15 protein-coding genes and 1 tRNA gene are annotated in these 22,013 nt (G+C 64.5%); 7 read left to right on the top strand and 9 right to left on the bottom strand.

Going from position 1 to position 22,013, the window contains the following annotated elements; translation table 11 throughout:
- The first annotated feature begins 233 nt into the window (after positions 1–233).
- Positions 234–1,418 (top strand): cystathionine beta-lyase, encoded by a 1,185-nt coding sequence (gene metC / locus EHH60_RS18555; protein WP_124160898.1) that lies wholly within the window; start codon positions 234–236, stop codon positions 1,416–1,418.
- 178 nt (positions 1,419–1,596) lie between these two features.
- On the top strand, positions 1,597–3,288 hold the full coding sequence (locus EHH60_RS18550; protein ID WP_124160897.1) for a Na/Pi cotransporter family protein: 1,692 nt from the start codon (positions 1,597–1,599) through the stop codon (positions 3,286–3,288).
- Positions 3,289–3,333: 45 nt separating this feature from the next.
- On the opposite strand, the gene EHH60_RS18545 is transcribed toward EHH60_RS18550, so the two are convergent.
- From EHH60_RS18545 to EHH60_RS18510, 8 genes are all read right to left on the bottom strand, one after another.
- Positions 3,334–4,194, bottom strand: coding sequence for a DMT family transporter (locus EHH60_RS18545; protein WP_124160896.1), 861 nt, complete (start codon positions 4,192–4,194; stop codon positions 3,334–3,336).
- Between the two features lie 70 nt (positions 4,195–4,264).
- Complete coding sequence (locus EHH60_RS18540) at positions 4,265–4,801, bottom strand: TetR/AcrR family transcriptional regulator (protein WP_245454520.1); 537 nt, start codon at positions 4,799–4,801, stop codon at positions 4,265–4,267.
- A 171-nt stretch (positions 4,802–4,972) separates the two neighbouring features.
- The gene (locus EHH60_RS18535) at positions 4,973–5,311 is read right to left on the bottom strand and encodes a lipid-A-disaccharide synthase N-terminal domain-containing protein (RefSeq protein ID WP_124160894.1); all 339 of its coding nucleotides are present in this window, start codon (positions 5,309–5,311) and stop codon (positions 4,973–4,975) included.
- On the bottom strand, positions 5,308–6,042 hold the full coding sequence (locus tag EHH60_RS18530) for a glycosyltransferase family 2 protein (RefSeq protein WP_124160893.1): 735 nt from the start codon (positions 6,040–6,042) through the stop codon (positions 5,308–5,310). Before EHH60_RS18530 ends, EHH60_RS18535 begins: the two co-directional genes overlap by 4 nt.
- Positions 6,043–6,106: 64 nt before the next feature.
- Positions 6,107–6,952: a phosphatase PAP2 family protein gene (locus EHH60_RS18525; RefSeq protein WP_124160892.1), complete on the bottom strand. Its 846-nt coding sequence runs from the start codon at positions 6,950–6,952 to the stop codon at positions 6,107–6,109.
- Position 6,953: 1 nt separating this feature from the next.
- The gene (locus EHH60_RS18520; protein WP_124160891.1) at positions 6,954–8,696 is read right to left on the bottom strand and encodes an ArnT family glycosyltransferase; all 1,743 of its coding nucleotides are present in this window, start codon (positions 8,694–8,696) and stop codon (positions 6,954–6,956) included.
- Positions 8,697–8,746: 50 nt separating this feature from the next.
- A complete protein-coding gene (pbpC, locus tag EHH60_RS18515; protein WP_124160890.1) occupies positions 8,747–10,882 on the bottom strand; it encodes a penicillin-binding protein 1C in 2,136 nt (711 codons plus the stop codon).
- An 87-nt stretch (positions 10,883–10,969) separates the two neighbouring features.
- On the bottom strand, positions 10,970–16,174 hold the full coding sequence (locus EHH60_RS18510; protein ID WP_124160889.1) for an alpha-2-macroglobulin family protein: 5,205 nt from the start codon (positions 16,172–16,174) through the stop codon (positions 10,970–10,972).
- Positions 16,175–16,568: 394 nt separating this feature from the next.
- Here EHH60_RS18510 and EHH60_RS18505 point away from each other — a divergent pair.
- Together EHH60_RS18505 and EHH60_RS18500 are read left to right on the top strand one after the other, a co-directional pair.
- Positions 16,569–16,645, top strand: a tRNA-Arg gene (locus tag EHH60_RS18505).
- A 540-nt stretch (positions 16,646–17,185) separates the two neighbouring features.
- Positions 17,186–18,046 (top strand): hypothetical protein, encoded by an 861-nt coding sequence (locus EHH60_RS18500; protein WP_124160888.1) that lies wholly within the window; start codon positions 17,186–17,188, stop codon positions 18,044–18,046.
- A gap of 165 nt (positions 18,047–18,211) precedes the next feature.
- On the opposite strand, the gene EHH60_RS37150 is transcribed toward EHH60_RS18500, so the two are convergent.
- Positions 18,212–18,373: a hypothetical protein gene (locus tag EHH60_RS37150; protein WP_158626747.1), complete on the bottom strand. Its 162-nt coding sequence runs from the start codon at positions 18,371–18,373 to the stop codon at positions 18,212–18,214.
- Positions 18,374–19,111: 738 nt separating this feature from the next.
- Here EHH60_RS37150 and EHH60_RS18495 point away from each other — a divergent pair.
- The 3 genes from EHH60_RS18495 to EHH60_RS18485 all read left to right on the top strand — a co-directional run bounded on the left by EHH60_RS18495 (position 19,112) and on the right by EHH60_RS18485 (position 21,993).
- Complete coding sequence (locus EHH60_RS18495) at positions 19,112–19,624, top strand: class I SAM-dependent methyltransferase (RefSeq protein WP_158626746.1); 513 nt, start codon at positions 19,112–19,114, stop codon at positions 19,622–19,624.
- Between the two features lie 419 nt (positions 19,625–20,043).
- Positions 20,044–21,177 carry an acyltransferase family protein gene (locus EHH60_RS18490; RefSeq protein ID WP_124160886.1) on the top strand — a complete coding sequence of 378 codons (1,134 nt, stop codon included), beginning with the start codon at positions 20,044–20,046 and terminating at the stop codon, positions 21,175–21,177.
- A gap of 198 nt (positions 21,178–21,375) precedes the next feature.
- Complete coding sequence (locus tag EHH60_RS18485) at positions 21,376–21,993, top strand: asparagine synthase-related protein (protein ID WP_124160885.1); 618 nt, start codon at positions 21,376–21,378, stop codon at positions 21,991–21,993.
- The last annotated feature ends 20 nt before the right edge of the window (positions 21,994–22,013 follow it).

Raw genomic sequence — 22,013 nt, 5'->3', positions numbered from 1 at the left:
GCGCCCGCCATTGCAGCTGCGGCGCAAGGTCCGGTCGGACATTGGATCGAAGGTCGCGGCAGGCCCCTCAACATGCGGCGACTGAATAGCACCTGCGCATCACAGAACGACTGGCCTGCCGGGTCAAGGGGTTGACGAGACTCTTCTGTGTTCTGTTATTAACGACGACGGCCTTTCGGCTAACCCCCCGGGCGCAGCGCGCCCGATGGAAACGCGATTCTGAAAGCAGGCGCATGGATTCCTCGCCCCCCCAAGAGCAGCACGCCGAGACCCGGCTGGTCACCTCCGGCCGCGACACCAAGGCGCAGAAGGGGTTCGTCAATCCGCCGGTGTTCCACGGCTCGACCGTGCTCTATCCGACCGCCGAGGACCTGCACGCCCATCGCGGCGAGTTCACCTATGGCCGCCACGGCACCCCGACGACCAGAGCGTTCCAGGACACGCTGATGGCGCTGGAGGGGCCGCAATGCGCCGGCGTCGGCATCGTGCCGTCCGGACTTTCGGCGATCTCCACCGCCCTGCTCTCGGTGCTGAAGACCGGCGACCATATTCTGGTCGTCGACAACGTCTACCGGCCTTCGCGCAATTTCTGCAACGGCATGCTCGCCCGCTATGGCGTCGAGACCACCTATTTCGATCCGCTGATCGGCGCGGGCATAGACAAGCTGTTCAGGCCCAACACGCGTGCGGTGCTGGTCGAGGCGCCGGGCTCGCAGTCGTTCGAGATGCCAGACATCCGCGCCATCGCCGAGGTCGCCCATGCCCGCGGCGCGCTCGTCATCGATGACAACACCTGGGCGACCCCGCTCTATCACCGCTCACTCGAGCAGGGTGTCGACATCAGCATGCAGGCGGCCACCAAATATATCGGCGGCCATTCCGACATCATGTTCGGCACGATCTCTGCTAATGCCAAGGCTTGGCCACAGATCAACGAGGGCATCCGCCTGCTCGGCGTCTGCGCCGGCCCCGACGATGTCTTCCTGGCGCTGCGCGGACTGCGTACGCTGTCGGTGCGATTGGCGCAGCATCATCGCTCCGGGCTTGACATGGCGCGCTGGCTCGCTGCCAGACCCGAGGTCGCGCGCGTGCTGCATCCGGGGCTCGAAACCGATCCCGGCCATGCGATCTGGAAGCGCGACTTCACCGGTGCGTCAGGCCTGTTCAGCATCGTGCTGAAGCCGGCACCGCAGAAGGCGGTCGACACCATGCTCGATACGCTGAAGCTGTTCGGCATGGGCTTCTCCTGGGGCGGCTTCGAGAGCCTCGTGATCCCCTTCGATTGCGATGCCTATCGCACCGCGACCAAATGGGCGCCCGGCGGCCCGACGCTGCGTCTGCACATCGGGCTGGAGAGCGTCGACGACCTCAAGGCCGATCTCGATCGCGGCTTCGCTGCCCTGGAAGCGGCAATGTGAGCCTGCTCGCAAGGCAGCGTGCCTCGGGACACGGCAATCGCGCTCCGGCGGCCGCGCAATCGCGCGCCGTTGGAACGCGCCGCTGCCGTAAACGTTAACGCCGATGCGCCGACAAAGGGTTTGATCGGCTGCCGTTTGGCGCTAGCCTCACCAATCGACTCCAATCCGGATACGGAGCATGGGAACGTTGGTTCTGCTCGATCTCATGGGCGGCGTTGCACTGTTGTTGTGGGGCCTGCACATGGTCCACAGCGGCATTTTACGTGCCTTCGGTCCCGACCTGCGGCGCCTGCTCGGCAAGGCGCTGAGCAACCGCGCAAGCGCCTTCGCCGCCGGTCTCGGACTCACCGCGCTGCTCCAGAGCAGCACGGCGACGGCGCTGATCACCTCTTCGTTCGCCGCCGAGGGCCTCGTCAGCCTCGCCGCTGCGCTCGCCATCATGTTGGGAGCCAATGTCGGCACGACGCTGATCGTGCAGGTGCTGTCGTTCAACATCGCAGCCGTCGCGCCGGTCCTGTTCGTGCTCGGGCTCGTCGCCTTCCGCTCAGGCCCGCGCTCACGGATCAAGGACATCGGCCGCGTCTGCATCGGCCTTGGCCTGATGCTGCTCTCGCTGCACATCCTCCTCGACACGCTGGCGCCGGCGGAGAACGCCCCCGGGGTCCGCGTCGTGATGTCGGCCATCACGAGCGATCCCATTTTGTGCATCGTCGTCGCCGCCCTCGTCACCTGGGCGGTGCATTCGAGCGTCGCCAGCGTGCTGTTGATCATGTCGCTGGCCTATTCGCAGTTCATCTCGCCCGATGCGGCGCTGGCGCTGGTGCTGGGGGCCAATCTCGGCAGCGCCATCAATCCCGTGTTCGAGGGTGCCAGGCGTGACGATCCCGCGAGCTATCGCCTGCCGGTCGGCAATCTCGTCAACCGCGTGGTCGGGATCGCCCTCGTCCTGCCCTTCTTGAGCGTGATCGCCGAGCACATGCACGCCTGGCAGCCCGACCTCGCCAAGATGACGGCGGCTTTCCACATCGCCTTCAACGTCGGCACGGCCATCGTCTTCATCGGCCTGCTCGACACCATGTCGCGCCTGCTCACCCGCCTTCTGCCGGATCGCGTGCAGGAGGCCGACCCGGCCCGGCCGCGCTATCTCGACGAGACCGCGCTGGAGACACCGTCCCTCGCGCTCGCCGACGCCGCCCGCGAGACGCTGCGCATGGGCGATCTCGTCGAGGTGATGCTGCGCAAGGTGATGGCCGCCATGATGACCGGCGACCGGGCGCTGGTCGACCAGGTCTCCAAGATGGACAATCTCGTCGACGGTCTCGACGAGGCCATCAAGCTCTACGTGACCAAGCTCATGCGGGGGAGCCTCGACGAGAGCGAAGGACGCCGCGCGATGGAGATCATCTCCTTCGCCATCAACCTCGAACATATCGGCGACATCATCGACAAGAGTCTGAGCGAGCTCGCCACCAAGAAGATCAAGCGGCGTTTTCAGTTCTCGGCGGAAGGGGCCGACGAGCTCGCGGCCTTCCACAAGCGCACGATGGACTCGCTGCGTATCGCGTTCGGCGTCTTCATGTCGGGGGACGCCAACGAGGCGCGCAAGCTGCTGGTGGAGAAAACTGCGCTGCGCAACACCGAGCTTGCCGCGGTCGAGCGGCATCTCGACCGCCTCCGCGAGGGCCGCCCCGAAACCATCGAAACGACGTCGCTGCATCTGGACGTGCTGCGCGACCTGCGCCGCATCCACTCGCATATCTGCTCGGTCGCCTATCCCGTGCTCGACGCAGCCGGCGAGCCCTACCGTAGAACCGAGGCGGATACGGCCGCCCTGCCCGCGTCAGGCGCGGCGTCGGCGCTGCCGCGATAGGCGGCCCTGCGCCGACTGACGTCTGCACGACTCGAGGCTCAACGATCAGGCTGGTTGGACGCGTGGGCGCATCTGCGTTATGGCGACGCCTGAGATCGCGAGCAGCCCGCCGAGGATCAACTTTGGGCTTATGCGTTCGCCGAGGAAGACAACGCTGCAAGTCAATGCGAACACCGGAAGCAGCAGGCCGAAAGGCGCGACGCGCACCATCGAGCAACGGGCGATCAGCCAGAACCAAAGGCCAAACCCGACAATTCCGCCGATGAAGATCGTATAGGCGAGCGCCAGCCAGCCACGCTCGTCCGCCGTGACAAGGCTCGCCATTTGTCCGGATTCGAGCAGCAACGACATCAGCATGACCTGCGGCACCGTGAACAGCGACGACCAGCCCATCAACATCAGGGCATCAAAAGGGCCGTAGCGTTTCGTCAAGACGTTGGACACAGCAAATGCGAAAGCTGCCCCGACCACAAGCAGCAGCGGAAACGCGTTTGCCGACAGGCCAGGCCCCGCCGCCAGCACGACCACGCCGACGAACGCTAGTCCCACGCCGGCGGACGTGGTTAGAGACGGCCTCTCCGCGAGCAGCGGCCATGCCAACAGAACGGTGAAGGGCGGGGCAAGTTGATAGGCGACGGCAGACATGCTTCCCGAGCCGAGGCCGAGACCAACGTAGAACAGGCCGAAGTTCAATCCACCAAGGAAAAGCGAAATGGCTGCGACAGGCCCGAGTTGCCGACGCTTCGGCCTTTCGACGAACGGAACGAGCAGCAGCGCGATGGCCAGGAAGCGAAGTGCGAGGAAGAAGAGAGGCGGAAACTCCCCCACGCCCACTTTGATGACCACGAATTGATAACCCCAGAGCAAGGGAACGACCACCGCGCAGACAACCTGGATGGCGGACATGGCATCGCTCTTTTCAAGACCATTCGGTCCAGATATGGGCCTGCGAACGGCGGAAGGGTCCATGGTTTGTCTACCTGATGAAGCGGTCGAGAAGAGCGTCGACGGTGGCTTGCGAAATGATCCGGGTCGGCGCCGTCTTACCGACCACCCGCAGGCCTTCGACAAAACAGACGAGAATTCGGGCGGCGCTCGAAGGCTCGACGCCATCGGCGAGTTGGCCCGCTGCCTTCGCACGGGAAAATGCTTCAGCCACCCGAGCCTCCATGGCTTTGAAGAAGTTCCCGATGCGACGATCGACCTCGACGTCACGTCCGGCCAGTTCCATGGCTGTGGCGACCAGCAGGCATCCACGCCGACCATTGGCACCGCTGTTGCGCTCAACGTAGCCGGCAAGATAGGCCCTCAGGCCGTCGACCGGCTCGCTGCGGTGGTCGAGTTCGGTATCCATCCGCGTCAAGGCAATAGCAATGTAGCGATCGAGCGCGCGCAAGAACAGCGAGTGCTTGTCACCAAAAGCAGCGTAAAGGCTGCCACGCGAGAGCTTCGTCGCACGAAGCAGGTCCGGCAGCGCCGTGGCGTGATAGCCGCGCGACCAGAATACGTTCATCGCGCGTTCGACGGCGGCTTCCGTGTCGAAACTCCGGGGGCGGCCACGGGGCAGCTGTACTGGGGCGGGGCGACGCATGGAAATATATGGACCGATCGATCTTGAAATAGCAAGAGTCGATTGGGTCACATTCACGCGATTTTCAGGGGGAATTCGGAGTCCGGTTTGGGATCAGCGATCCAGCGTCTTCGACGCGGTGCCGTGATTCTTCCAGATCAGCATGATGTTGCGAAGATAGATGATGGTCGCGAACATCTGGCCCAGGATGATGATGGGCTCCCGCTTCACGATGCCGTAGATCAGGGTCATCACGCCGCCACCCATCGAGCAGAACCAGAATGCCATCGGCACCACGCTATTGCCGGCCCGCTCGCTCGCGATCCACTGCACCAGGAATCGGGCCGTGAAGAAGAGTTGCGCGACCAGGCCGAATGCGAGCCAGAAGTCGAACTTGGCGACGAAGACGTCGTAGAAATAGTTGCTGACCGCCTGGCCGTATTGAATGATCATGCCTTCACCTCAGTCACGTCTGGTGTCGGTTTCTTGCGGCGGATCAGCCACCACACGCCGGCGAGATCCATGATCCCGATCCATAGCCGGTCGAAGAAGCCGTAATTCGAAACTCCGGAGTGGCGCGGTCGGTCGATCACGTCGACATAGGCGATCTCGTAGCCCTCTCGGCGCACCAGCGCCGGCAGGAAGCGATGCAGCCCGTCGAAATAAGGCAGCATCAGGAAGACGTCACGCCGAAACGCCTTCAGTCCACAGCCGGTGTCGCGCGTGCCGTCCTTCAGGATGGCGTTGCGAACGCCGTTTGCCACGCGCGACTGGAACTTCTTGAAGCCGGTGTCCTTGCGTCCGACCCGCTGGCCGGCGGCGAGCCCGACGCGCGGGCTTTTCTCGACCGCCGCGATCAGGTCCGGCAGGAAGGCGGGATTGTTCTGGCCGTCGCCGTCGAGCGTCGCCACGATGTCCGCGCGCGCCGCACGCACACCACTGCGCACGGCCGCCGATTGGCCGCCCGACCGCGCATGGCTGAGCTGACGCAGATTGCTCCGCTGCTTCATGATGGCGGCAAGCCGCTCGCCGGTCGCATCGGTGGAGCCGTCATTGACGTAGATGATCTCATAGGCCCAGCGTCCATCGAGTGCTGCACCAATCTCCGCGATCAGCGGCGCAATATTATCGACTTCGTTGCGCACGGGAACGACGATGGAAACCGAAGGTTGGGACGTCGACAAAGGAGGCTCGTGGTTGGATTTGGCCTGCGCCTTGGGAACCGGCGGCCCCGGCAGGCAGCCGCTTTTATGGGGCGGATGCCCCGTGGGCAACCCTTTTGAGGCGGCCCCAGGCCGCTCCCGGAAGAGGCACGATGGTGCCGTCGGCGCGGACCGCAAAGCCGAGCCGACGGGCCGCGAACCAGTAGCGGACCGCCATGGCGCCGACCATTCCGACCAGGGCGCCGGCCACCACGTCGCTCGGGTGATGCGCGAGCAGCACCAGGCGTGTCAGCAGGATCACGATTGCGTAAGTGAACATAAACACGTGCAGGCGCGGCCACAATGCCGACACGGCAAACGCCAGGGCGAACGCTGCCACTGCATGTCCCGACGGCAGGCTGGCATGGGCCCCGGTCCCCTCGAACGGTATGAAGTTGAACGGATTGGCCTTGCCGCCGACGAACGGACGTCCGCGGCCGATGAGATATTTCAGGATCTCGGCAACGAACGCCGACACGGCAACGGACAGAAATATGTATTGAAGCCGCGTGCCGAAGCCGAGCAGCAGTGCGCGGCGAGTCCCGTGCAACCCTGCCGCAACGAACGCCACGGCCACCAGCGCAGCCCCTAGCACGATCAGCAGATACTCGTCCTTGCCGAAGTCGGTGAGGATGCGGATCGGCCACAGGCTTGGTGTGCCGCGCGGCGGCATCAACTCGATCTCGGCCTGATCGAACCCGACCATCAGCACGATGACCAGCGCTGCGCCCGCTATGCTGAGCCAGAGCGAGTGCCGCGCCAGCTTTCGGGCCGCCTCGGCCCGGCGCGAATGCGAGGGCGACCGCACGAGTTGCGCCAGCGCGCCCCGGGACACGGCGAGCAATTGCGCGGGATAGCCGGCACGCGGCGCAATGTCGGTCGGCGCCCGCATCCTATTCGGTGCCTTCCGAGCGGAAGATCGAGATCGAGATCGCGCGCCCTTGCGAGAAGTTGTAGCCGTCGATGCGCGTACCCACCTTGTAGCGCAGCCCGATCGCCTCGGCGCGCTGCACGAAGCTGCGCTCCGAGCGCTGCTCGATCAGCGCGAAGCGGCAGCTCCCCTGCCGCAGGAAATCCGCAGCACCGGAGCCGTCGGTGAGCAAGGTCTTGGTGCCGACCAGGAAGACGAGGCTCGGCTCGTGATAGCCGGCCGCAGCCGCCTTCGGTCCGACGCAGGTAACGTTGCGAAGGGCGCGCGCGATCTCGATGCTCGGAAACAGCGGCATCAGCGACGGCAGCACGATGCCGTAGATCGTCACCGCCAGCATCAGGGCTGCGACCAGCGCGTTGAGCAGCGAGCGCTCGGCGCGATTGTTGTCGTAGAGCCACCAGGCGAACAGGCCGAAGATCAGCGAGGCCGCGATGAACGGCCAGGCCACGAAGGCCGGCTGCCGCGTCAGCATCACCGCGCCGACGACTGCGGTGATCGAGGCGGCTGCGGGGATCGCGAACCACCAGGCCGAACCGCGCATCAACCAGGAACGCGACAGCACACGCCGCTCCACCGCGCCTGCGGTGAGGATCGCGATCGCCGGATAGAGCGGCAGCACGTAATGCGGCAGCTTGGTCAGCACCGCCTCGAACACGATCCAGGACGGAATCAGCCAGGCGAGCAGGAACTGCGCGCCGGGCTCACGCCGCGCCCGCCACACCGCGGGCGCCGCCATCGCCGCAAGCGGCGCGCCGGGCCAGAACGTGATCCAGAACAACGCGAGATACAGTCCGGGCGGCGCGCCATGGGATTCCTGGGCCCCCAACTTGCTCAGCATGTCGCCGCCGACGGAATCGGCGAAGAAGGTATCGCCCGCTCGCCAGAAGATCGCGACGAACCAGGGCAGCACCAACACCAGCATCCACATCAGCCCCCAGAGCGGCCGCAGCTTCCACAGCCAGGAGGCATCGCGATCCTGGATCGCAAGCACGACGATGGTGAGGCCTGCGAACATCAGGATCAGCGGGCCCTTGATCAGGATGCCGACAGCGAGCGCGGTCCAGAAGATCGCGGGCCAGCTCCAGGGCGGACGCGTCTCGTCCTCGGCGCGCTGCCAGGACAGATAGGCCCGCGCCATCGCGCCCATCGCGGCGACGACGCAGAACAGCAGCATGGCATCGGTCTTTGCCAGCCGCGCCTCGACGCCGAGCAGCACGGAGGCGCACATCATCAGCGCCGCCAGCACCGCGGCGCGCCGCGTGACGAAGCCGAGCGCGGCCCAATAGGTCATGAGGACGGCCCCGATCGCGCCCATCAGCGACGGCAGCCGGTAGACCCAGATGCGCAATTCGGCCTTCGGCAGCTTGAGCATCGACGCGGCTTCGACGGTCGCCGATTGCAACCAGTAGATGCCGACCGGCTTCTTGTAGCGGACGTCCTCCTGGAAGCGGATATCGACGTAGTCGCCGCTCTCGACCATCTGCTTGGTGGCCTGGGCGAACCGCGCTTCGTCGCGATCGATCGGCGGGATGGTGAAGAATCCCGGCAGAAACAGCAGCAGCGCGCACAGCACCAGGAAGCCGACCGCGCGCGCATGGCTGGCCGTGACGATGTCGAGCATGCGCACGAGTCCACTGCCCGGATTTGCGGGTGATTTCGACTCGCGGGGTGCTCCAAAACGGGGGCTTGGGTAGGTCTCGGCCATTGGTTCCGCTTACGCTGAAACCGCCATCGCCACAACCGCTTGAGGCAGGGTCATTGAATTCGAATGACGACTGTGTCCGCCGCGCCAGTGGCGTCGATCACGGTGACCCGGGCGAAGCCCGGTCCGGGCGGATCGATCAGCCGCTGACGGCGGCCGTCGATCTCGCCTAGCGCGGTGCCGTTAACCATGACGGTCATGGGCAGTACGCCGCCGGCGACCTTGACCGGCACGGCTGCGTTCTCCCGGCTGCCTGATCGATCGACATCGATCCGCGAGCCGTTCAGCGGAAACTGAATGTGCAGCGCCTGATCGCTGCCGGTCCGCACCAGTTCCCCGACCGGGCGGAACCGCTTCAGGGGCACCGGCAGCTTGGTGTTGCCTGCCACCAGGGTTCCCCTGGGCGCCTTCGGCAACGGGGCGAGCGTCTTGCCGGTCCTGGCAAAGGCGTCGAACAATATCGGCGCGGCAGCGACGCGCCCGATCAGCCCGGGAACCGGGGCGCCGTCGGGCCGGCCGACCCAGACGCCGATGGTCATGCGGCCATCGAAGCCGACCGACCAAGCGTCGCGATAGCCGTAGGACGTCCCGGTCTTGAACGCGATCCGGTTGTGGGCAGCGTTTTCCGGCGGCGGCGTTCCCAGCAGCACGTTGCCGACCTGCCAGGCCGCGACCTGATCGAGCAGCCGAAGCGGCTCGCGATCGTCCCGATCAGTCACGACCTCGCGCAGTGGCTTGGTGGTGCCGAGGCGGGCGAAGCCCGCATAGAGCTGGGCGAGATCCTGGAGTGTCACGCCGACCCCGCCGAGCCCCATGGCGAGCCCTGGCGCCTCGCCCCTGGGCAGAACCAGGTTGCCGCCTGCCTGACGCAGCCGCGACGCCAACCGGCTGGAGCCGACGCGGTCGAGCAGCGCGATGGCCGGCACGTTCAGCGACAATTGCAGCGCCTTCCTCACCGGTACCGTGCCCTGGAAGGTCATGTCGAAATTCTCCGGCGCATAGGAGCCGAAGCGGACCGGCCGGTCGTCGATCAGGCTGTCGGGATGGACAAAGCCGTCCTCGAAGGCGAGCCCGTAGATGAACGGCTTGAGTGTCGAGCCCGGCGACCGGATCGCGTGGGTCATATCGACCTGCCCTGCCCGGCTCTCGTCGAAATAATCCGCCGAGCCGACGCGCGCGAGCACGTCGCCGCTTTCGTTGTCGACGACGATAATCCCGACCGAGATGTTCGGCCCGAGCGCGATGGCGCGGTCGCGCGCCAGCGGCTCCAGCACCTTCTGCAAGCTCGCATCGAGCGTCAGCTTGATGACCGGCGTGTTCTTGACCGTCGAAAGCGCGGTATCGGAGGCATGCGGGGCCAGGATCGGCATCGGCTTGCGCAGCTTCGGTACCGGCACGGCCTTGGCCTGGGTTGCGTCCTCAGCGCTGACCACGTGCTCCTCGACCATGCGGTCGAGCACGCGGTCGCGCGCCTTGCGCGCCGCGTCCGGATAGCGGTCGAGCCGGCGGGTTTCGGGCGATTGCGGCAACGCGACCAGCAGCGCGGCCTCCGCCAGCGACAGCCGCTTCGGCTCCTTGCCGAGATAGGCGATGGAGGCCGCACGGATGCCTTCGAGATTGCCGCCGTAAGGGGCGAGCGAGAGATAGAGATCGAGGATCTCCTCCTTGCTCAGCGTCCGCTCCAGCTCGATCGCGCGCACGATCTGCCGCAGCTTCGCATGAAGCGAGCGCTGCCGCCGCGGCTCCATCAGGCGCGCGAGCTGCATGGTGATGGTCGAGCCGCCCGAGACGATGTGGCCGCGCGTTCCGAGCTGCAACGCGGCGCGCCCCAGCGCCAGCGGGTCGAGGCCATTGTGGGCGTAGAAGCGCTGGTCCTCGTAGGCGAACAGCAGTTTCAGATAGGTCGGATCGACATTTGCCTTTGTCTCGATCGGCAGCCGCCAGCGTCCGTCCGCCATGGCATAGGCGCGCAGCAGCTTGCCATTGCGGTCGACGATGGTCGTGGAGACTTGCCGAGCCTCGTCGAGCGGGAGAGGACCGAGCGAGTAGACCCAGCCGACGAAACCGATGACGGCGAGGATGAAGGCGAGTGCGACGGCTGAGAGGGCACGAAGGCCCCTGCCCCGCACTCCGTCATGGCCGGGCTTGTCCCGGCCAACCGCGTTTTTGCCAGCGGCGCCCAAGTCCATGGATGCCCGGGACAAGCCCGGGCCTGACGACTGAGAATGTGACGCCACGTCGCTCATACAATCCCGCTTACGTTCGAACCCACCACCTCACTTCGCCGTCCGCACCTCGACGCTTCCCGTGCCGGTCCGCCCATAGCGCGAGGGATTATACATATCCTCGACATAGGCTTGCGGCAGCACATATTTGCCGGGCGAGACCGCGCGCACGACATAGGCGACGGTGAAGACCGATTTGGAATCCGAAGCGCGGTCGACCGCCGCGGTGAACCGGTCGTCACGGAACTCGGTATCCTCCGGCTCCTCGCCATCCTCGATCCAGTCCAGCGTGCCGCTGTCTCCGGAGGACACCAGCTTCGGATTGTCGATCTCGAGGCCGGCCGGCAGATAGTCCGACACCATGATGTGGGCGTACTCCGGCTTGGCCTCGGTGATCTTCAGCACCACCGCAAAGCGCTGGTTTTGCTTGATCTTGCTGATGTCGGCGGGCTTGCCGTCGAGCGTGTAGTAACCGCGCTCGATCTTGAAGCCGTTGGACGCCGCCGGCTCCGGCGTCACCGGCGAGCCCGACACCGAGACCACCGCCTGTACCGGCGCATCGCCGGTGTTCGTGATCTTCAGCGGCTTGCCGTCCAGCGCCGCAGCCTTGTAGCTGCGATAGAGCGCGGTCTTGATCGGCTGGCCGTCCACTTCCATGGAGAGGTTCTCCTTGGCGAGCGCCCGCGCCGCCAGCACCAGCCACGCATTCTCCTGCGTGGAGGTGTAGGGCGTCAGTCCGCGCGCGGTCTCGACCCGCGACACGGCCTGCGTCAACGTCGCCTTCGGCGCGTTGCCTTCGCTGGCGAGCGAGACAAGCGCTGCGGCATCGCGGAGCTGCGAGCCGTAATCGGTGCGGCCGAACTCCAACACCGGCTTCGGCGCGAGGCTGTCGAGCGCGGCACCATACACCCGCTCGGCGCGGTTGCGGTCGCCGACCAGCGCCAGCGCTGCCGCAAGCTGCGACTTCGCAATCGGTGTCGCGAGGTTGTTCAGCTTGGTGTCGGCGAGATAGCGGAGGTCACCGATCGGCGCCGCGCCATTGCGTGCGAGCACGTAGAGGCCATAGGCGAGATCGCGGCCGCCGTCCTTCTCGGGCTCGTTGGCATTGACCACGGAGTTGCGGATGCGATCGAGCGCGTTCTTGAACAGCACGTCCGGCACCACAAAGCCCTTTTCGCGGGCGCGGGTGAGGAAGTCCGTCACGTAAGCATCGAGCCAGGCATCGTCGCCGCCCGCCGACCACAGGCCGAACGAGCCGTTCGAGCCCTGGCGGGCCAGCAACCGCTCGATCGCGTCGCGGATGCGCTGGTCGACCTCGGTGTCCATCGCGAGATGCGCGCCGGCGGCGAGATCGTTGACATAGAGCAGCGGCATGGCCCGGCTCGTGATCTGCTCCGAGCAGCCATAGGGATAGCGATCGAGCGCTTTGAGGATCGTCGCAGCATCGAGCGCAGTGGACAGGCTGGCCGAGACCGAGACGGTGCCGGTGCCCGGCACGAGATCGGAGAACATGTCCGAGGTCAGCGTCAGGCTCTCGCCTTTCGCTAGCGTACGGATCGAGCGCCGTGCCAGCACCTGCGTCGCCGGCTTGACGCCGAAGGCATAGTGGCGCGCCAGCGCGAGGCCATTCGGCCCCTTGATGTCGACGTCGAGCGTCGCCTGCCCCGCCGCAGTCGCATCGAGCGCGAGCGAGAACGCGTTGCGCTGCTTGGCGGCGAGCTTCACGGTGGTCGCGGGATTGCCGGTCATCTTCACCGGGCCGTCCGTCTTCACGTTGATGACGTAGTCGCCAGCCTCGCCCTCGACATTGTCGATCTCGAGATTGACCGTGCCGTGGTCGCCATTGAGCAGGAACCTCGGCAGGGTCGTGGTCAGCACCACGGGATCGCGGATCACGACGTCGGTGTTGGCGCGGCCGAGCTTCGTGGCGGTCCACGCCACGGCCATCACGCGCGCGGTGCCGGCGAACTCCGGGATGTCGAAGCTCACTTCGGCCGTGCCGTCAGCGGCGACCGTGACGATGCTCGAATACAGGGCCAGCGGCTTTTGCGTGGGCGGCGAGCCCTGGAGCTCACCTGCACCGGCGTCGCCGCCGGACTTGATCTGGCCACGCGTGCCCGACATGCCGTCGATCAGCTGGCCGTAAAGGTCGCGGATCTCTGCGCTCAGGCGCCGCTGACCGAGATAATAATCGTCCGGTGCCGGCGGCTTGTAATTGGTGAGGTTGAGAATGCCGACATCCACCGCAGCGATGACGACCTTGGCGTCCTCGCCCGGATTGAGCCCGTCGAGCTTGACCGGAATCTTCAGCGACGAATTCGGCCGGATCAGCGCCGGCGGCGTCAGCTTCACTTGCAGCGTGCGGGCCTGCTTGTCGATGCCGAACCATTTCAGCCCGATCGCCCGTCCCGGCATGCGCTGGGCAGCTGCATCGAGCGGACGGCGCAGCGTCGCCACCACATAGGCGCCGGTGCCCCAGTCCTTGCCGACCGGGAGCTTCACCTGCGCGGTGCCTTCCTTGACGTCGATCGTCTGGGTCGTGAGCAGGCGGTCACCGAGCACGTTGATGGTCAGCTTGCCCGCGCTACGGACGTTGACCGACACCGTCATGGTGTCACCGGAGGCGTATTGCGGCTTGTCGATCGAGGTCTCCAACAGGTCCGGCGTGTCCGCGCTGCCGTCGGAATACCAGCCGACGTCGAACTGCACCGAGGTCGCCGGGCCGTCGGCGTCGTTGGACTTGACGTCGAGCCTGTAACGGCCGGGCTGGGGGCTGAGCGAGATCCGCGACGGCTTGTCGGCCGCGATCGTGACGTCACCGTCGGCGACGCGCGAGGTCGATTTGACCGGCTCGTACTCCCAATAATTGTTCTGGCGGTACCACTGGTAGCGCGACTCCATCTTCAGGAGTTCGTAGCGCAGGCCGTCGCGGGGCAACGTCTTGCCCTCGGAGGAGACGAACACGATTTCGAACTCGGCCTTGTCGCCCTCGGCGACGTTCTTGTCACCGAACAGGGGCTTGATGCCGATTTGCGCCGCCGCGGGCGCGACCGGCAGCACGATCTTGCGTTCGACGGCGCGGCCACCGGTCTCGACCATGCGGACGAAGATCTGCGCCTCCTGCGGACGCGTCGAGGCCGGCTGCTTGTCCAGCGTCACCGGGAAGGTCGCGACGCCATTGGCATCGGCCTCGGGCAGGTTCTCCAGCGGCGTGCGCTCGTTCGAGGTGGTCTCCTCGTCATCGACGCCGAACTGATAGCCGGCGAAGCCGGGGCGTTCGCTCGCAGGCGCCACCAGCATGTCGCCTTCGAGCTGGAGGCCGGAGGCCGGCGCGCCATAGAGAAAATGGCCGTTCGCCTTGAGCTCCACTGGAGCATTAGCTTTGATCAGCTTGTCATTGGCAGACAAGTCGAATTCGATCCGGTCGGGGACGTAATCCTCGACCATGAAGGTGGTCTCGCCGACGGACGATCCCTTCGGATCGGTGAAGGCGCGAACCCGCCACGTACCGGTGGGGACGGCCGAGTTGAGGGGTACGGCCAGCGTTCGGCCGCCGGCGCCCTGGTCGGCCAGCACGGCGCGGCGGAATTCGACGCCGTCAGGACGCTCGATCACCAGCGTCATCGGCCCGCCGGTGACGGCATTGCCCTGGCCGTCGCGCAACAGTGCGGTCAGATAGACGGTCTCGCTGGAGCGGTAGACGCCGCGCTCGGCATAAACGAACGCGTCGGCGCCGGCCGGCACCGCACGACCCGAAACGCCACGGTCGGACAGATCGAAGGCGGAGGATTTGAGGCTGAGGAAGGCATAGTCGGCCTTCTCGCCGGTGACGGTGAGCATTGCCGGCGACAGCCCACCCTCGCCGCGCGCGAGGCCGGCCTCGAACAGCACGTGACCGCTGTCGTCGGTCCTGCGGGTGGCCAAAATCTCGTTGTTGCGGGCGACCAGCCGCACCTCGGCCTTGCCCACCGGATCGGTCGAGGCCAGCGAGTTGACGAAGACATGGATGCCGTCATTGCCCGAATAAGCGGAGACGCCGAGGTCGGAGACGATGAACCATTGCGTCGCGAGCTGGTACTCGTCGTCCGAGCCGGGGCCCTTGGCCGCGGCCGTCATTACGTAGACGCCGGGCTGGAGCTCGCCGAGCGCCTGGTCCACCGGGAATGCGGTGGTGACATCCTGGTTCAGCGTCATCGCGGTCGCGAGCTCGCCGGACCAGACCTTGACGCCGCGCTGGTCGCCGAGCTCGGAGAGCTGGTATGTCGATAGCGTCCTCTGGAAGTCGCTGTCGACCACCGTGTTGATCAGATTGCGGTCGCCGATCCGGAAGACGTTGATGTTGACTGCGGGCGTGTTGACGCTGACCACGGGAATGCCGCGCTGGCCGGTCCGCGGCAGCACATAGGCGCGGCTGGTGAAGCGCACGAAGGGTTTGCGGTCGCGGACATAGACGTTGAACTCGGCCGATTTCGGCAGGCCCTCCTTCACCGTGGACGGCAGGCCGGCGCGCAGATTGATGTTGTAGCGCTCGCCGTGCTTCAGCCCGTCGACGCAGAGCTGCTTGCCTTCTGCCGACAGCGCCGGCTTGTCCTGCCCCGCCAGCGCCAGGAACGGCGCGAAGTCGGTCCGTTTGGCAAGCTCTTCCGAGAACTGGAAGCAGGCGCGCGGGCTGGCCGAATCCGAGTCCACGGTATAGTCGAGCAGCCGGAAGCCGTGCTCGTCGCGCATCTTCTCATACTGGCCGCGGACGTCGGCGACCTCACGCATGTCGAGCGACAGCCGCAATGCATCCAGCGCCGGCCGCCACAGTTTTCGTTCGGCCAGCGACTTGCCGAGCACGGCGAGCGCGTCGGCCTCCTCGCCCGGGTTTCCGGCGCGCTGATAGGCGATATAGGCGGCGGTCGAGGCGCGCTCGAGCAGGAAGGTCTGCTCGCTCGAGCTCTTCGGCGAGATCTGGAAGATGACCTTGGCAAGCCGCAGCCAGTTGCCGGCATCGTCCGGCGCGGTGGCCACGATCTGGCCGAGCACCGAGAGGCCGGTGCGGACATCGTTGCGCCGGAAGGCGGCGTCGGCGTCCGTGCGCAGCGTCGCGCCGCTCTTGGCGACCGGCCCGGCCTCGCTCTTGATCTGGGCCTCGAGCTTGATGGCGGAATCGGCGAGATCGTCGCGTTTGAACGCCTTGTCCGCGGCCTGCGCGGCGGCAAGGCCGAACGCCAGCGTGACGCAGAGTGTGACGGCGCGAACCAGACCGATCATGATAGAATCCCGGATATCGCAGCGAACGCCGCGGTCAGATGAAATGCGCGGAAAGGTGACGGACTCAAGGCCATGGAACCAGAAGTGCAAAAACCAGCATTGCGCCATGACAAGCCCAAACAGACCGACAAGCATCGCCCCGCACGCCGCCCTGATGGCGCGGCAACACCCAGCCGGTCGACCGGCGGCCGTGTCCCGGAAGCTCTTCAGCGGTCCCGGCGATGTGATCCATCGTCAAGTCCGCTGCCGCCCAACCCGGCACCCTGACACCTCACCGTTCCGCTTTGTCGCCGCATTGAGGAAAACGGTTCGGTTCAGGCTTGGCGAAACACGAGATTTTTCATATTGGCATGTTAGATGAACGGCCGGCCGCCCAGACCGGCCCGCTCAAGACGGTCCCGTAGCTCAACTGGATAGAGTAGCGGATTTCTACTCCGCGGGTTGCAGGTTCGAGTCCTGCCGGGATCGCCAGAAATCTGTAAGATTAGTGGGTTAGAAAGCGGTTAGCCGGCCGACGCCGCCCAGTCAGGTCCGATCCTTCGCTTCGTCGGAGCCAACGTCGAGCAAGCGACCGGCGAAGTCTATAGCGAGGCGCACAACGAGGTGCAGAAGAGCATGGCGCAGATGTGCAAGGCCCTGAAGGTGCCGGCAGCGAGCGATGATGCCGCCAAGACGATTAAGGAAGGCGCCAATCGCTTCGGTGCACACTAGGTCAAGCGCCGCGGTACCGTCGGCTTGGACGCGTAGCCCGCGTTCCGGAATACCGAAAAGCAGCTCAAGGGCCTCCGGGCGCTCGACAGGACACGCGCCGGGACAAGACAATGGGCACCAAGACCCGCTCCGAGACGATCGCTGACCTGCACAAGCAGATGCGGGAGTGCAGGAGGAGGCCCGCAAAGCCTACCGGGAGATCGAGAAGCGGGAGCCGACGCTCTAGACTAGCCGCGCCGGCTCGATGCGCAGGCGCATTGTTTCCGCGCAGAAACTTGGGTACTGGTGCAGTCTTAATCCATGGATACCGCAGCGATGACGGCCCGGGGGCTCACGTTCATCTACGTTGAGTATGGCGACATGGAGCGGCTCCAATTGGAGCTCAGGTACAGTCTCTCAACCCTGCTTTATTGGGGCTGCCCATTTCAGTTGGATGTAGTCGTCTACACCGATAAACCGGCGCGCTACGGCGACTTGCCGGTTCGCGTGGTGGACATCTCCCGCGACATTCCGGAGTTCTCCCGCAGCGGCCTTTACCATCACCGGATCAAGCCATGCGTCCTCCTGAAGGAGATGGAGGCGAACTCGAACTACTGCGTGATGGCAGACACCGACACCTTCTTCCGAGAAGGGTTCTTCGAAAAGCTGTTGGCGGCGCTGAGATCCGGTGCAGTGGCCGTCGATCGCCGTCACGGTCGCAACCCCTTCCCAGCGCTCGCCGGGCTCACGGCCGATCTGCCCAACGCCGGCCCCTATCGGTACGATCCAAAGCTCGCCATCGAATACAACAGCGGGCTGACGGCGGTCGATCCAAAGCTCCACCTTCCCGTGGTGCGGGATGCAATCGCGTGGATCGATGCCGTGCTCGATCATGGCGCGCGGCTGCTGACCATCGAGCAGATCGCTCTGTCGGAATGCTTACGTGTTCACGCGATCGCCGTCGCCACGATGCATCCGGTTTTCGGGCACTACTATCGGGTTGCTCACAAGCGATACATGCAGTGGCAGCTGCGACGCTGGAAGGCAACGGATGGCCGGCTGTTTCGGCCGCAGCCAGACACGATCCCGTACACGCGGCTCCGGGTGAGGTGGTTCAGGATCTTCGCCAAGATCAGTGCGACGCTCGGGCGCAATGTCGAGACGCAGACACGGTGGCGATGACGGTCACGGCCGGCGCCAGAAGAAGAGCGCGATGATTGTGACCAGAGGAACCAGCACAGCGCTGATCCGGCCAACCCACCTGGCCATTCTTTCGATCCGGAATTGAAGCACCAGGTCGCCTGCTGAAGCAGCGGGTTCGGATGGTTTCCTACGCATGGCAGCCTTCTAGCTGATCCCCTTCAGCTTGGCACGCTCGGTTCGAGCGTACTCCTGGGCTGCCTTCAACGCCTCTACCTCGATCGTCTTGGAGGTCATCGAGATCGACCGCCGGCCGGCGCGCTCGACCCGGCGGAAGTAGACGCTCTCCCGCCCATCCGCGTATCGCACCTCGAAACTGCTGGTATCGGGTATGCCCTTCGGGCTGTGCGGGACGATGCGCGCATAGGGTCGCCTTCGGTCATGGGCCCCCTTTCAGCAGGTTAGCCAGGGGTCGAGAACGGGCGACCAACATGCTGGCGAACCGCCCCAGTTAACCTACTGAATAATAACAAGATTGCCATTCATGCCGGGGATCGCCAGGTTTTCTTCAGCTTTCGCTTTTTGAATGACTTACGTCCGGTTGGCAAACTGGTCTTTCGGTTGGCCAATCTCTGTTCTTGAAAGGATCTCCTAGCCGCGCCCTCGGGGAGCCTGATCCAGTTCGTTTGTTCGGTATAGCGCTGCGCCTCACCGATCCCAATCCAGCCGAACGATGCCGTCAGTTTCGGGAGTCGCGCCGTTGAGCGCGTGACGACCCGCTGCGGCTTTTCGCAGACCCTATGCGGAGCACTGCGACAGCCGGCTTCATTGTGACGATCGCGAAACCAGTTGCTAAATTCTGCCCGCGTAGACGCATCTTCGCCAGTTCCGCCAAGATAGTTGCTCTTGGTCTGCACAACCGACTTCCTCTCGGGGACCGCCCTGTCGCGAGGATTGGATTGAACTAAGGTCAGCGGCCAGGCTCGACGGGCTTGGCCCCATATAGTATGCGTTAGAAAATCACCACACGTCCAGGATGCGAGAATGAGTGAGGCCCGGCTAGCGTCCGTACCTGCCCTTAAGGGTGCGGAGACATATTCGTCCGCGATGGCTGACGCGAAGAACTATATCTCGTGGATTCTCGCCTCGTTCTCGGAATACCTTGCCGCACCGGTGCTCGAAATCGGCGTTGGACACGGTAGCTATGCCAGTGTGCTGCGCGACTACGGCGACTATATCGGTATCGATATCGATCCTGCTTCGGTGGAGGAAGGACGCCAGCGGTTTCCCGGTCTCGATCTGCGCGTTTCAGACATCACGCGTCCGGAATTTGTGGCGCTTGCCAATGAACGCAAGGTGAAAACGATTGTGTGCCTGAACGTGATCGAGCACATCGAGGACGACGGCAAGGCGGTCACGAATCTCGCCCGGGCGCTTCAGCCTGGCGGCCATCTCCTCGTGAACGTTCCGGCTCTGGATCTCCTTTTCAACGATCTGGACCGCATGGCGGGCCATCACCGCCGCTATAGCCGCGCCGAAATGCGATCGCGGCGTGGCGGCCGGGACAGGTCTTGGTGGTCTTTGGATCGTCGCGATGGAAGTGCAGCCCGCGCAAGTTGAAAACATAGGATAGGGATCGGGGCTGATGCCGAGCCAACGTGCAGGCACGCCTGGCCCTCGGCGTAGCGATTCGCCAGATCCGGGGTGAAGGCCTCGCTGTGGCGCACTCGACGCCCCATGAATTGGCGTTGAACGAGACCGCATGCACGCCGCGCTTTTCCGGCAGCCACAGCACGCGGAAATTGTCGGGGTGAAGAAGAAGTGCGGCCCCGCGCTCCAGCCGAGCTCGCCGCCATAATAGCCCGCGAGGTTGCGCATCCACTGCGCGTCCGTGATCGGCACCTTGCGATTGCCGGGGGCATAGGTCCGCCAGGTCGGCAACCAGCCACCAACATGGGCGGAATGGTCGTGGCTGGTTGCCGGGAGAGTTGTTCGATTAGTGGTTGTGGTGATAGCTTCCAGACACATTTGGAAATGGTTTGGAACTCAAAGCAATGCTCGCCCTAAACAACGCAAATGACACGTCCGTTACGTTAGATGCGCTCCGTACGGCCGCGGCTCAGATGGTTTGCGTTGGTCATGGGCTTTCGTTTTTTCAAATCGGAAGCGCCGCACGACCTCCTCACCTGCCGTCGATGCAGAATGTCGGCGTTCTGTTGTTCTTCCTGATGTCAGGGTTTCTGATCACGGCAACGCTGGTGCGCAAATCAAGCGACCCGGACTACACATTCGCTCGCTATTTCGTCGACCGGTTCTCGCGCATCTATTCCGGCCTGGTGCCAGCACTCGCTTTCGTTGTCGCCGTCGACGGACTAACGATTTTGCTGACGGCTGAGCCTACAATCGTTCGGTACTACGACTTTCCGACATTGCTCGCCAACTTGGCGATGCTGCCCGGTTATCACGGCGTCTATGATCAGAGCCATCTTCAATGGTCGGCCTTCGGATCAGCCAGCCCGCTTTGGACGCTGGGAATCGAATGGCATATCTACATGTTCGTTGGGGCGATCTTCTTCATCGTCAAGAGGCGCGGCCTTTGGTTGCTTCTGCTCCTGCCCCTGGCCTTCTTCGGCCAGACCCCGGTTCACTATCTGGCAGGATCGCTGCAAAACGACGGCGTCGGTGCCGGCCTGTTCTCGCTCTGGCTCGCAGGTTCAGGAACATTCCTGCTGCTCAATCGCTTCACAATCCCGCCGCTTTTTTCCGCCGCTGCGGTCGCGCTAGGCATCACCGTCTACTGCATCAACGTCGTGCCGGGCCACGAATACGCGATGTCCACCTATCCGGCGCTTGCTCTGGCGTTCGCCGGTCTGATCGCACTCTCCCAAAAGACCACGATGGTTCGCAGCTCTGGCTACGTGCGTCTTGCTGCCGACTTCTCTTTTACGCTCTATCTCATCCATCACACCCTGATGACGAGCGTCCACTTCCTCTTCCCTCAAGCCAATGGCTGGATTGTCTTCATCGTTGTCGTTGCCGCAGCCAACGTGTTGGCGTGGTCGATCGCTCGACACTGCGAGATGAAACACAAGAGACTCTCCGAATGGCTTTTAGCGCAGGCGCGCTGGCTATCGGAAAGAGCAGGATATGTTGCCAATCGCGCCGCCCGGTAGCCCGTGCTCGCGCAAGTAGTCGGGTAGATGCGCCCTGCCATCGGCTTTACAAGGCTCCTCGCTTTCGACTTTCTTCCGGTATCAAACGGCTTGAAGGTCCTTGTTCTCCTCCGTCTTGATCGGCTCACCTGACGGCTGCGGCTCACCGCTGGTCCGAACGAAGCGCACGCCTGCTGGCGCCGCTACGTCCCGCAATTCATGCTTTCCAAACTTTACGGCAGCGCGTTGCGCCCTCTCCTCGGGGAGGATCCGTTCCGCGGCTACAAGGCGGAGATTGCAAACGCGGAAGGCGATCTCATCGATCGTTGTCTGGTTGCCGATCAGCGCTGGCACCTGCCGGCTGGACTTCTGCTGAAGTCTGACGCCATGAGCATGGCTCACTCGCTCGAGCTGAGGGTCCCGTTTCTCGACCGGCGGATCATGGACTTCGCAGGGCGCTGCCATGCCGATCTGCTGCTTTCACGGCAGGGCGAAAAGAAGGCCCTGTTGCGGCGCCTCGCCCGCCGGCTGAAAGCTCCCAGCGCAGTCACCGAGGGAGCCAAGCATGGCTTCAATGCGCCACTGGCCGGTCTGCTGCGCCACGAGCTGCGGTCGACCGCCGAGCGAATTTTTGAACGCGAAGCCGACGCCCTCGCCCCCTTCATCGTAGCGGACGAGGCGCGGCTGCTTTGGCGGGAACATGCCGAGCATCGACGCGATCATTCCTATGCGATTTGGCCGATTCTGCATTTCGGGATCTCCAGAACATTGTCGCGCAGTGTGGTGTCCACCCCGGCGGCCTCCGCTGATCTGAAGATGCTCGACTTCGGGACGTGACGACGAAAAGGGACGTACCA

Origin of the sequence: Bradyrhizobium sp. RP6, assembly GCF_003837805.1 — a bacterium.
Classification (GTDB): Bacteria; Pseudomonadota; Alphaproteobacteria; order Rhizobiales; family Xanthobacteraceae; genus Bradyrhizobium.
The sequence above is the reverse complement of the archived record's forward strand: the minus strand, read 5'-3'. Positions and strand labels throughout refer to the sequence as shown.